We start from the raw sequence: 11,476 nt of genomic DNA on the forward strand, positions 1-11,476 counted from the left end.
CGCCCGAGTAACTTTTGAGAAGTGAGCGATGGACCTTCAAGGCATCGACGCAATCGTGACGCTACAATCATCGGTCGACCAGCTGGCCTCGTCCAAAAACGAGCGGGCGCAAAAGGCCGAGCAGAATGCTCTTGACTGGTGGAGCCTTGCTGCGATTGCCCCCGCAATCATCATCCTCCTTGGATTTCTTTTTCTGTTTTTCTATGGGGTCTTTCAATCACTCACCGATCTCAAGTTTGGCCGTCCCGTGGTTCGCTTCATTGGATTCACCAACTATGAAGTGGCAATCAAGACCCAAGATTTCTGGAATAGCGTGCGGGCGACTATGGCGTATGCCTGCTCCGCCGTGCTCGCCGAAGCGTTCTTTGGGCTTGCGATCGCCAAATTGTTCGCAAGTGGGGTGTTCCTTGCCAGGCTGATGCGGCCCGTCATTCTCCTTCCCCTGGTTCTGCCGCCAATGAGCGTCGCCTTGATGTGGACCACAATGATGGATCCGCAGATTGGGATCTTGAACTATTTGCTTTCGCTCGTTGGGATCGGACGGTTCGCATGGATTTCGGATGCCAGCACGGCGATGGTCTCACTGGTACTCATCGACATATGGACTTACACACCATTTTTTGCGCTCATCATCTTCGCCGGGTTGCAGGGCATCAACGATGAGGTCAGAGAAGCCGCGCGGGTCAATGGCGCGCGGGGTTGGGCAACGTTCCTCCATATCGAGCTTCCGCTCATCGCGCCGTACATTCTGATCGCCGCGGTATTTCGGCTGATCGAATCGCTCAACCAGTTTGATATCATCTTCGGAACAACCCAGGGGGGGCCGGGTGACAGTACTTCCGTGCTCTCGGTTCGCGCCTACATCACGGCCTTTCAAAATCTCGCCTTCGGGCGTGGTGCCGCGCTCATGGTTGTCAATTGGATGATCGTGCTTCTCGGGGCCTTTGCCGTGGTGAGATTGTGGCGGTTGGTCCGTCAGCGCGTAAGCTAGAGGAGGCTGACATGCGTTTCAATCGCTCAACGCCTGCAAGCTTGTTCCTTAATCTCCTGATTGTTGCTTGTACGCTGATCCTGACATTTCCGCTGGTCTGGATCGTGATGATGTCGGTGAAGCAGCAGGCCGAGGTCATGACCTGGCCGCCGCGCTTTATCTTCACTCCAACATTTGAAAACTTCCGCGTTTTGTTCGATGCCGCCCACGCCGGGGCAACAAGCTACGGCACTATCAAGGTTGATTTCTTGACCCCGGTCACCAATAGCGTCGTGATCTCGCTTGGTGCGGTGCTCGTATCGCTCGTTGTCGGGGTACCGGCAGGCTACGTCCTGGCGAGGCGTGATATCCCTATGAAGGAGGACATCGCATTCTTCATTCTGGGCTTCCGCTTCGCGCCGGCACTCCTTGTCGTCATACCGCTGTTCAGCGTGTTTCAGACAATTGGCCTTTATGACACCTATTTCGGTATGATCTGGGTCTATCAAGTCGTCACGCTGCCAATGATCATTTGGCTGAGCCGTTCATATATCGAGGACATCCCAAAGGACGTTGAGGAGGCGGCCGCCATGGATGGCGCAAAGCCAATCCGGGTTGTCTGGCACATCGTTCTTCCGCTTCTAAAGCCCGGCTTGATAGGCGCTTCTTTGCTTATCTTCCTGCTCGCGTGGCACAACTTCGCGCTCGGCCTGATCCTCAGTTCGACGAAAGCACCAGTCACCGTCGCCCTGCTCAAGCTGCTCAATCCGGGCGTTCAGTTCTATCCGGTGATGGCTGCGGGTCTGGTGGTGACCATGATTGTGCCGGTCGTCCTGATCATCCTTGGCCAGCGTCATCTCGAACGTGGTCTTACCTTCGGGGCCGTGAAATGAGCCCCAGACCATTGATGTTCTTCGGCACGACAAATCTCGACCTCTGCTTCAACGTCGAGCGGATTCCAATGCCGGGTGAAAGCTTGATGGGAAGCTTGAAACGGAATGCGGGAGGCAAGGGGGCCAATCAGGCGGTCGCCGCCGCTCGATTGGGCCTTCGGCCGAGCTTCTACACCCGGCTTGGCGGCGACGAGGCCGGTCGATCCTTGCTGCAAGCGCTGCGTGAGGCAGGTGTCCGTCTCGATGCCATAGCGGTGTGCCCAGGGGAGATATCGGGTTCTGCTCTCGTCCTTGTCGGTGACGACGGCTCCAACATCATTGTCATAGACCCGGGAGCCAATGCAAATGTCACACCAAGCATGGTCGAAAAGGCGGCCGAATTCATTGAGCGAGACGCAATCGTCGTTGCCGAGATGGGCATGCCGGTCCCCGCGCTCAATCACCTGTTTGCAATGAAGAGCAGCAAAGGATTCGATCTCATTTTCAATCCAGCCCCCGTGAGGGCAGGCCTGTCCGCGGCGGCGTGGAGGAGTGTCGATTTCCTCACTCCAAACCAGACGGAAGCTTTCGAGCTCACCGGCGTCGAGGTGCACGACTTCGACGGCGCAGCTCAAGCGGCCGGAAAGCTTCTCGATCTCGGGCCGAGAGCTGCCCTGATCACGCTTGGTGCGCAGGGGGCCTACTACGCCGATGCCAGCGCGTCTTTTGCGCTCAGGGCATTTCCTGTGAAGGTCGTTGATACGACCGCCGCGGGCGATGCCTTTAACGGAGCCTTCGCAGCCTCTCTTGCCCACCGGTTGCCGATTCGAGAAGCGATTAAAAAGGCGCTCGCGGTTGCTGCCTTATGCGTGACGCGACGCGGGGCCCAGAGCTCGATGCCCAGCAGTGGGGCCGTCGACGAATTTCTGAATTCTCAAACGATCTTGGAGTTGGAATGACTGAACAGTTCTCAGTTGCAGACAGGACCGTGCTCGTGACCGGTGCGGGCGGGGGCATTGGCTCAGCCATTGCCAATGCTTTCCGTCAAGGCGGTGCGAACGTCCTGGCAACCGACGTAAATGTGGAAAATGTCCGGAACATTCTGACGCGCTTGCCGCACGGCAATGGCATCCTGCCCATGAGCATGGACGTGTCTCGAGAAGATGATGTGGGCAGGGTGCTTGATGAGATCGCCAAGCGCTTCGGCAGGCTCGATGTCCTGATCAATAACGCTGGAATAAAATCGGCTCAGCCGCTTCTAACCGGCAATGCCGACAGAATCGAAAAGACCATACAGATCAACTCCGTCGCGGTGCTTCGCTGTGCCAAGCAAGCGATCGAGCGCTTCATGAAGAGCAAGGGCGGCCGCATCGTCAATGTCGGGTCCTCGTTGTCATCTCAAGGCGCGGTTTTCAACTACCAGGCTGGCGGCGCTGATTATTGCTTGTCAAAGGCGATCGTACACGACGTGACAAAGCTGCTCGCTTATGAATGTGCTCCGCTCAAGATCAACGTCAACGCGATTGCACCCGGAATCATCGATACACCCATGCACGGGCGTCCGCGGGAGGAGACCGAAGCGCGCCACAGTGGCCGAATTCCGCTGGGCCGGGTCGGATTGCCGGAGGATATCGCAGGCCTAGCGGTGTTCCTGGCCAGCCCCGCGGCCTCCTACATGACCGGGCAGGTCGTCCATGTGAATGGCGGGATGCTGATGCATGGTTAGCACCGGCTCAAACGTGAACTGGCCGCCAATAGAAGGGATCATCTCTGACCTGGATGGCGTCGTCTATCGTGGCAGCACCCCAATCGTGGATGCGATAGAAGCATTTAAGCGATGGCAGGAAGCCGGCGTGCCGTTCTGTTTTGTAACGAACAATTCCACGCATGCCCCGGAGGACGTCGTTCGCAAGCTGAGAGGATTTGGTCTTTCCATCGCACCGTCAAAAGTGGTTACAAGCGCCATCACCGTCGCAGACCTCATTCGAGCGAATTATCCGCACTTGACGCGAATCTATGTCATCGGCGCTCCCTCACTTGTCACGGCCATGCGCAATGTTGGGCTGGAGGTCACTGACCGAACGCCCGAAGCCGTTGTAATGGGGCTTGACCGGGATATCACGCACGAGAAGATGCGAATTGCCGTTGAGGCGATCCTCAATGGCGCCGTCTTCATCGGAACCAATCCCGATCTTCTGCTGCCGACGGCCAGCGGGTTTGAGCCTGGGGCTGGCGCGACGATTGCAGCTGTGGCTGCCGCCACGCAAGTGCAGCCATCGATCGCCGGGAAGCCGCAAGTGCCGATGATCGAGACAGCGCTCTCACGCCTCGGCACGAACCGCGCTTCGACCATTATGATCGGAGACCAAGTTCCTACGGATATTCAAGCGGGAAAGAGGGCGGGGCTTGCCACGGTGCTTGTCACAACCGGCGTGCCGATGCGTCAGGATCCCTCCTTGATGGCCCCGGACTTCATCGTATCGAGCTTGCGCGAAATTGAGGTAAGTGCTGCTCGCGCGGCCGAGGTGCGACAGAGGAGGGCATAATGGCCAACGTTCGCCTGGAGAGCATGAAGAAGGCCTATGGGACCATCGAGATCCTGCGTAATATCGATTTGACCATCGATCACGGCGAATTTGTCGTCTTCGTTGGTCCGTCCGGGTCTGGCAAATCCACGCTTCTGCGCATGATTGGCGGGCTCGAGCCCATCAGCGGCGGGCGGCTCTTCATCGACAATGAGCTCGTCAACGACATCGATGCGGCCGATCGTAACCTCGGCATGGTCTTTCAGAGTTACGCTCTCTATCCGCATATGACGGTGAGAGAGAACCTGGCCTTTCCCCTGCGCATGGCCAAAGCCTCAAAAGCCGAGATCGCCGCCAAGATAGCCAAATAGCGTCGCTATTGCAGATCGACCATCTATTGGATCGCAAGCCTCGACAGCTTTCAGGCGGGCAACGCCAGCGCGTCGCAATCGGGCGCGCCATCATGCGAGAACCAAAAGTGTTCCTGTTCGATGAGCCCCTGTCCAACCTCGACACCGAGTTGCGCGTGCAAATGCGGGTTCAGATCGCCAAGCTCCACAGGCAGCTCGGAAATACCATGATCTATGTGACGCATGACCAGGTCGAGGCGATGACCATGGCCGACAAGATCGTCGTCCTCAAGGACGGCAACATCGAACAGGTTGGCAGCCCCCACGATCTCTATCACAATCCGGCCTCGCGTTTTGTGGCAGGATTCATCGGCTCGCCGAAGATGAACTTCCTGGGCGGCAAGGTCGAGGCAGCTCATGAGCAAGGCCTGGACGTCCGACTGGAGGCTGGTTCTACAATCTCCGTTCCGGTCGAGCCGGACCAAATGCTAGTTGGCAAGCCGGTCACTGTCGGAATCCGCCCGGATGACTTCTCCTCGCCGGCACCCGAGCAGCAGGAGATCTCCATTGGACTTGAGATCGATTTCGTTGAGCATCTCGGTAGCGTCACGTACATCTATGGCAACGTTGGAGACGAAACGGTCGTCGCCAGGGCGCCAAAATCCGGCTCGCCCAAAGGCGCCGGAAAGCTTACCCTCACCGCCGCTCCAGCCGATTGCCACTTGTTCATGAGCAATGGAAAGGCGGTTCGGCGGTTGCAAGCGCCTGCGACTTGGAGCTAGTCTTGACGTTGAGCCGTGCGATGATGCCGGCTCCGGATCGACACGCGGACCACTGAGGTGAAGGGAGCCGGCATCAGGCAGTTCTTCCGGAATTCCCGTTCGTTTGTACTTGGTGCGGGGATCGGATCGGGCATGACGGCCAGGGCCGCGGAGCGGGCGGGCGCCGATTTCGTGCTCGCACTCAATGCTGGCCGTTTTCGTGCCATGGGCGGGGCCTCGCCCGCCTCGATTCTTCCAATCCGCAATAGTAACGAGTTCGTAGCGGGGTTCGGACGGACCGAGATCCTGCCAAATACGAAACTGCCGGTCTTCTTCGGCACCTGTACATTCGACCCCGAGCTTGATCTGGATCGATGGCTCGACCGGATCATCAAATGGGGATTTGCTGGCGTGACCAACTTCCCTTCGGTCATACACATCGATGATGATCGCAGGTCGTTGCTCGAGAAGTCCGGCCTTGGCTATTCCCGGGAGATCGAGCTCCTTGTGAAGGCTGCAAAACGCGGCCTGATGACGATTGCCTATACTCGCACTCAATCTGAAGCGCGTCGAATGGTCGAAGCCGGCGCCGAGGCCATTTGCATCAACTTCAATCTAAACCGCGCGGTTGAAAGCGGGTCCGATCCGTCGATCAGCCTGTCTGAACTTGCAGCGCGTACGAATGCCGTTGCGCGCGTTGCTCAATCCGTCAACAAGAGCACCATCTGCTTGCTTGGGGGCGGCCCGATCACAAAGCCGGACGAGCTCCTGGACATCTGCCGCGAAACCGGAATCCAGGGGTTCATCGGAGGCTCTTCGCTGGACCGCGTGCCTCTGGAGATGTCGGTCCTCGAGGTGACGTCGGGCTTCAAGACCATCCACCTGTTGCGCGAGAAGGTGGATCTGCTCGAAAGGAAGCTGCAGTTGAGTGGCTTCAGGCACGGCGTGATCGCGCAGTCCTCGGCAATGAAGCGCGTCCTAGAGATCACCAAACGCGTTGCCGCAACCCCAAGCCCAGTCCTCATCTGGGGAGAGGCCGGCTCCGGCAAGCGTAGAATAGCTAGCCTGGTTCACGCGTTCAGCGACCGCAGGCACGCCAAGGCGACGCTGTTTCATTGCCGACCCGGTCCGGCGATAGATACACTCGGCCCGTTGTTCGGCGCCGAGCGCCTTGAGAGTGGCAGACGCCAATTGTCGCTCCTGGAGGCGTCGAACGAGGGCGCCGTCTTGCTGCTGCATGTTGACCAGCTTTCGCGCGAAGGCCAGGAGCGCCTTGCCGATTACCTGGAGACAGGCGGGTTTACCCCTCTGAACGGGGTAACTGTCATGCGTTCCCACGCCCGGATCATTGCGACCGCGACGGTGGCCCGAGGCGCTGGCCTTGAAACGGTTCTGTGCGCGCGGCTTCTCGACCTTTTTACCGGGTTGGATGTCCAGTTACCTTCGCTAACCGACAGGCTTGAAGATCTGCCGCAACTCGTTCAACACTTCACCGTCGAAGCCAAAGGAGATTCCAGCGCCCAGACGCTCACAATCGAAAACTCTGCTTTCCTTGCGCTAGCCGGGCACGACTGGCCAGGCAATTTGCGCGAGCTGCGGCAGGTCGTGAACCAGCTCGTGACCCTGCCATCAACTCACATCACCGGTGAGATGCTAAAGCCGCTGTTGGAGCCGACTTCAGGCGCACGGCCCGCCGCCTCCCTGTCCGAGAGAGACTGGATTATCGAGGCCCTGAAGAGAAACCGGCTTCACCGCGGCAAGACTGCTCGCTCTCTCGGGCTTTCGCGCAAAACCCTCTACAACAAAATCAAGAAACTGCGGATCCTCGAATAAGGCCTCATGCCCGTCGGAGCGGCTGCTTGGCCGTGGCAGCCTGCTCCAGGGAGAACTTCGGTACCGACGACGATCCATGAGAGCCAAGGCTCACGAGCCCGATGTCAGATCCAATCGGCAGCGCAAGCGCCTCGGGTCGCAGATAGACGGACCCATCCAGCTGCGAGCCTAGGCGTTGCTCCGCTACTGTCATCTTTGCCTCGTCCGCCGCAACAAACAGGACTTTGAACCCTCGGCTTGCAAACCACTCCATACGGCGAAGCTCGAGTTCCTGACCGCGATCGAGCGGCACTCCTGCCGGTGTCCGTTCAATCATGGAGGCAGGCGGAAAGTTCGTCACTCCGGTCATCCTTGCGCCTTCCAACAAATCAACAAGATCTTCCCAGCATGCAAACGGGTCAATCATGACGATCGCTGCATAGCAGGAAGGGGGCACTTTGGGCCCCCCTTGCAAGTCCCGCAGGAGACGGTCGTTCCAGTCGATGACGGGAAGCGTGGCCATGACCAGCATGGCGTTTTGTGGAAGGGTCCGCAGTGACGGCGCATAGATCGTCATCTGATCACCGCGAGACGAAGAGAGACTTACGGCAAGGCGACCTAAGACATTGGCTCTCACGGTTTCTACCCAACCCTACCCAATTGATGCTTCCGCCGATCTTACACGCCGCTTCATCCAGGTCTAGACCACGACGTCAATCGTTATCGGAAGGAATGGTCGTTGGCGCCGTTCCTCCTGGCTGCTTAACTGGGCTCTCGCGCGGTCCTGAGTGCCGGATGCGATTTGCTGCAGGCTACTGAGCGAGCTCGGCTCGCGGTGAAAGAGGGCCATGAAGCGTCTCGGGTAAAAAATTCGGGCGAGCTATCTGCGCCCTACGGATCCGCTAGCAGACCGGCTCGTCTGCTTCCTCCCCGACTGGCGCCGCTGCTGGAAACTCCGGCAGCGGCTCTTTTTGACTCGCACCGCGCTTCGCCGCGCGAGAGAACTGGTGTCGCGGAATTGGACGGCTCGCGACCATGCCGGAGCCTAAATTCATCAAAGATCCGCCAGCTAGCTGAGCAAGGAGAGGCAATCGTTCAATCGCGCAACTTCTTTGCAGTATTCGAGTCAGCGGAGGAGTGGCGACTTACTGTCTCGGGGAGAACCCTGGGGACATTGCCGATATCGTTCCCGGTCCATAAGGATATCCACGCAATCCGCACTTTTGAGCCGGGCAGAAATCGCCCGCTCTTTAGCAAAGAACTGGCTTTGCCACATTGAGCGGTTGAAAGGGCAGTCTTCGATGTTCCTGTTATGTACTCGCGGCCGCCGTCAATTGGTTTCCCATCTGATGCATGTCGGGGATCGGATCAGCGGGCCCATGTTGAGGCGCAAGGTGCACACGGTAAACTCTTAGCCTTTCTAGGGAGCGCTTGGCGTTTTAAGGCGCCAATATGTGGCTTTGCGGTAGCTTAAGGCGCCAAGCAGTTGACTGCAGGGAGGGGGTGCTATATTTCTCGGTGCCATAAGGCGCCAATAAGCCTTTTAAGGGAGCCTTAAGACGCCATGCGATCGACGATGCCGATCACGAGCTTGAAGCGGCTGGCAACGCCATGTGCGCCGTTGGTGTCAATCAGGTGGCGTGGGAAGGGACCGTCAAGGTCGAAGCCGGTGAGGTCCAGGCCGGTCATCTGGCGCAGCTGAGTCAGCGAGAATTCGGGCTGGATCAGCGCATTGAACTCCTCCTGGCAACCGGTCAGCCTCGAGCTGCGTACTGGCGATGAACGGCGAGATGCCGGGCAGGATCTTGATCTGATCGGGATTGCGATCAAACGCGCGTGCCTGACGCTTGATGTCGGCATAGAACTGTTGCGCGCTCGCCAGCGTCTGATGTGCCGTGAAGATGGCCTCGGCGAAGCGCGCCGCGAAAGCGCGTCCATCCTCGGAGGAGCCGGCTTGGACATAGACGGGGCGCCCCTGTGGGGGCCGGGAGACGTTGAGCGGCCCGCGCACACGAAAATGCTTGCCGATGTGATCGATGCTGTGGATTTTGGCCGTATCGGCGAAGATCCCCGAAGCCGGATCGTTGACCAGTGCGTCGTCTTCCCAGCTGTCCCAAAGCCTGGTGATGACATCCAGATACTCGCGTGCGCGCTCATAGCGCTCATGATGAGGCGGATGCTCGGGAAGCCCGAAGTTCTGTGCCGCTTGCGGCGAGCTCGTCGTGACGATGTTCCAGCCGGCTCGGCCTCCGCTGATGTGATCCAGTGAGGCAAACAGACGTGCCAGATTGTATGGCTCGGAGTAAGTCGTCGATGCCGTCGCGATCAGTCCAATTCGTTTCGTAGCGGACGCGATTGCCGCCAGAAGCGTGATCGGCTCGAGCCGGAACCATTGTGCATAGCGAACATTGTCCGCAAGGGCCGGGGCATCGGCGAAGAACACCGCACCGAATTTGTGCGCCTCGGCTCGCTGCGCCAGCTCCTGATAGTAGGTGACATCGAGAATGCGATCCGTCGTCGAAGCCTTATGGCGCCACGCGGCTTCGTGATGGCCGTCGGGATAGATGAAAAAATTGAGAGATAGCTGCCGCTTGCTCATGCCTGCCTCGCCAATGATCCGATGCCGCGTTGTCTCGTGCGCCCGAACAAAACTCTACGTCGGCGATTACAAACCTGTCGATGAAATGAATTTGCTTTGTTGTGTGGCGGGCCAGCACGAACCGCGTGAGATGGCCATCCATCGCAGACGACTGCGTGCGCGCGCACGAGACACAGCATAGATTGAGGTGCTTCCGCGCGTCATTCGGTCCGATTTTGTGGTCCGCGAAGCAATCGAAATTGCGGGCCGGGCGGTCACGATTGCAAATCTTTCAGCGGTTGGGTCACGGGCGAAGCGATCATTGCCTTGCAGCAAAAACAAAGCTGATTTCGTTTCATTGACTGGATTGCGATCGCTTTTACGATCTGCGGTGTCCAAACGAGGTCGTTCATCATGCGGCAATCCGATCAAATCTGCGTCCTTCGCAAAGCGTTGCAGCCGGCTTCGGCTCTGAACGCGCTGCGCTGTGCAGACGCGACGACGGAGAGCTGTATCACCGCGCATCGGCTACAGCGGCCTGTTCGCCGACCGCCGGAGCGCATCGCGGTCCACTAGGATCGAAGCCAGAAAATAACTCCATCCCTAACTCCGCTGTTGCTCGGGCGACCAGCGCGCGGCGGAGCTTTGTTCAGACATCCCAATCGAGAGCACAATCATGAGCAATATTACCATCATCGACAACGTCATTCCCCGTGCGGACATCGTCAAGCGCGCGGCCCGGCTCGGAGCCGAAATCAAGAACGTCAGGTTGTCAGGGGATCTCCCCGACGACGTTGTTCGTGCCATCAATCAGGTGCTGCTCGAGCACAAGGTCATCTTCTTCCGCGATCAGGCACATCTGGATGATGCGGAGCAGGAGCGCTTCGCCGTCAGGCTCGGCAAGCTGGTGCCGCATCCGACCGTGGGCGCAACCAAGGGAACGTCATCGATTCTGGAGCTGGATTCGGAGCGCGGCGGCGGTCGCGCGGACCAATGGCACACGGACGTGACGTTCGTCGATGCTTATCCGAAGATCTCCGTGCTGCGAGGCGTTGTGATTCCGGCCTTCGGCGGCGACACAGTGTGGTCGAACACCGCGGCGGCGTATCTCGATCTACCGGCCCCCTTGCGCAAGCTCGCTGAGGAGCTTTGGGCGGTTCACAGCAATGCCTATGATTACGCGGTGAGGACCCGCGCGAGTGAGGCGGACAGGAAGCATTTCGAGGAAGTCTTCACCGGCACGATCTATGAGACCGAGCATCCGGTGGTGCGGGTTCATCCGGAGACCGGCGAGCGGACGCTGGTGCTCGGCAACTTCGTCCAGCGTTTCGTCGGCCTGCCGAAATATGACGGGCAGAAGTTGTTCAACCTGTTCCAGTCCCACATCACGGCGCCGGAAAACACCGTGCGATGGAGCTGGAAAGCCGGTGACGTCGCGATCTGGGACAATCGCGCGACCCAGCACTATGCGGTCAACGACTACGGTGATCAGCACCGGGTGGTCCGCCGCGCCACGATCGATGGCGACGTTCCGCTCAGCGTCGATGGCCGCCGCAGCGTGACCCGCATCAAGACATCGAAGCCGCAGGCGGCGAAGGCCGCCTGATC

At 58.8% G+C, this 11,476-nt stretch carries 9 protein-coding genes and 2 pseudogenes; 8 read left to right on the forward strand and 3 right to left on the reverse strand.

Annotated elements, in window-relative coordinates; translation table 11 throughout:
* Positions 1 to 28: 28 nt before the first annotated feature.
* The 7 genes and pseudogenes from AC066S_RS30545 (at position 29) to AC066S_RS30575 (ending at position 7,311) form a co-directional block, all read left to right on the forward strand.
* The gene (locus AC066S_RS30545; RefSeq protein ID WP_126261687.1) at positions 29 to 991 is read left to right on the forward strand and encodes a carbohydrate ABC transporter permease; all 963 of its coding nucleotides are present in this window, start codon (positions 29 to 31) and stop codon (positions 989 to 991) included.
* 11 nt (positions 992 to 1,002) lie between these two features.
* Positions 1,003 to 1,863 (forward strand): carbohydrate ABC transporter permease, encoded by an 861-nt coding sequence (locus tag AC066S_RS30550; RefSeq protein ID WP_126261688.1) that lies wholly within the window; start codon positions 1,003 to 1,005, stop codon positions 1,861 to 1,863.
* Between the two features lie 14 nt (positions 1,864 to 1,877).
* Complete coding sequence (locus AC066S_RS30555) at positions 1,878 to 2,801, forward strand: ribokinase (RefSeq protein ID WP_235884837.1); 924 nt, start codon at positions 1,878 to 1,880, stop codon at positions 2,799 to 2,801.
* On the forward strand, positions 2,798 to 3,568 hold the full coding sequence (locus tag AC066S_RS30560) for an SDR family NAD(P)-dependent oxidoreductase (protein ID WP_126261690.1): 771 nt from the start codon (positions 2,798 to 2,800) through the stop codon (positions 3,566 to 3,568). Before AC066S_RS30555 ends, AC066S_RS30560 begins: the two co-directional genes overlap by 4 nt.
* Positions 3,561 to 4,388 (forward strand): HAD-IIA family hydrolase, encoded by an 828-nt coding sequence (locus tag AC066S_RS30565; protein ID WP_126261691.1) that lies wholly within the window; start codon positions 3,561 to 3,563, stop codon positions 4,386 to 4,388. The genes AC066S_RS30560 and AC066S_RS30565 overlap by 8 nt, the downstream gene beginning before the upstream one ends.
* Positions 4,388 to 5,499, forward strand: a pseudogene (locus AC066S_RS30570) (ABC transporter ATP-binding protein). The gene AC066S_RS30565 and the pseudogene AC066S_RS30570 overlap by 1 nt, the downstream one beginning before the upstream one ends.
* A gap of 132 nt (positions 5,500 to 5,631) precedes the next feature.
* Positions 5,632 to 7,311, forward strand: a complete 1,680-nt coding sequence (locus tag AC066S_RS30575; RefSeq protein WP_235884836.1) for a phosphoenolpyruvate hydrolase family protein — start codon at positions 5,632 to 5,634, stop codon at positions 7,309 to 7,311.
* Between the two features lie 4 nt (positions 7,312 to 7,315).
* Here AC066S_RS30575 and AC066S_RS30580 read toward each other — a convergent pair whose 3' ends face one another.
* The 3 genes and pseudogenes from AC066S_RS30580 to AC066S_RS30590 all read right to left on the reverse strand — a co-directional run bounded on the left by AC066S_RS30580 (position 7,316) and on the right by AC066S_RS30590 (position 10,284).
* Positions 7,316 to 7,867 carry a hypothetical protein gene (locus AC066S_RS30580; protein WP_235884835.1) on the reverse strand — a complete coding sequence of 184 codons (552 nt, stop codon included), beginning with the start codon at positions 7,865 to 7,867 and terminating at the stop codon, positions 7,316 to 7,318.
* 989 nt (positions 7,868 to 8,856) lie between these two features.
* Positions 8,857 to 9,889: pseudogene (locus AC066S_RS30585) on the reverse strand (NtaA/DmoA family FMN-dependent monooxygenase); the annotation flags it as partial.
* A gap of 254 nt (positions 9,890 to 10,143) precedes the next feature.
* A complete protein-coding gene (locus AC066S_RS30590; protein ID WP_164719086.1) occupies positions 10,144 to 10,284 on the reverse strand; it encodes a hypothetical protein in 141 nt (46 codons plus the stop codon).
* A gap of 260 nt (positions 10,285 to 10,544) precedes the next feature.
* Between AC066S_RS30590 and AC066S_RS30595 the strand changes: the two genes are divergently transcribed.
* Positions 10,545 to 11,474 carry a TauD/TfdA dioxygenase family protein gene (locus AC066S_RS30595; protein ID WP_126261694.1) on the forward strand — a complete coding sequence of 310 codons (930 nt, stop codon included), beginning with the start codon at positions 10,545 to 10,547 and terminating at the stop codon, positions 11,472 to 11,474.
* The last annotated feature ends 2 nt before the right edge of the window (positions 11,475 to 11,476 follow it).

It is taken from the genome of Bradyrhizobium sp. CFUWI, assembly GCF_056429085.1.

Coding starts and splice junctions, on each gene's coding strand:
- AC066S_RS30565 (WP_126261691.1), top strand. CDS start 3,561: ATGGTTAGCACCGGCTCAAACGTGAACTGGCCGCCAATAGAAGGGATC.
- AC066S_RS30545 (WP_126261687.1), top strand. CDS start 29: ATGGACCTTCAAGGCATCGACGCAATCGTGACGCTACAATCATCGGTC.
- AC066S_RS30550 (WP_126261688.1), top strand. CDS start 1,003: ATGCGTTTCAATCGCTCAACGCCTGCAAGCTTGTTCCTTAATCTCCTG.
- AC066S_RS30580 (WP_235884835.1), bottom strand. CDS start 7,867: ATGACGATCTATGCGCCGTCACTGCGGACCCTTCCACAAAACGCCATG.
- AC066S_RS30555 (WP_235884837.1), top strand. CDS start 1,878: ATGTTCTTCGGCACGACAAATCTCGACCTCTGCTTCAACGTCGAGCGG.
- AC066S_RS30590 (WP_164719086.1), bottom strand. CDS start 10,284: ATGATGAACGACCTCGTTTGGACACCGCAGATCGTAAAAGCGATCGCA.
- AC066S_RS30575 (WP_235884836.1), top strand. CDS start 5,632: ATGACGGCCAGGGCCGCGGAGCGGGCGGGCGCCGATTTCGTGCTCGCA.
- AC066S_RS30560 (WP_126261690.1), top strand. CDS start 2,798: ATGACTGAACAGTTCTCAGTTGCAGACAGGACCGTGCTCGTGACCGGT.
- AC066S_RS30595 (WP_126261694.1), top strand. CDS start 10,545: ATGAGCAATATTACCATCATCGACAACGTCATTCCCCGTGCGGACATC.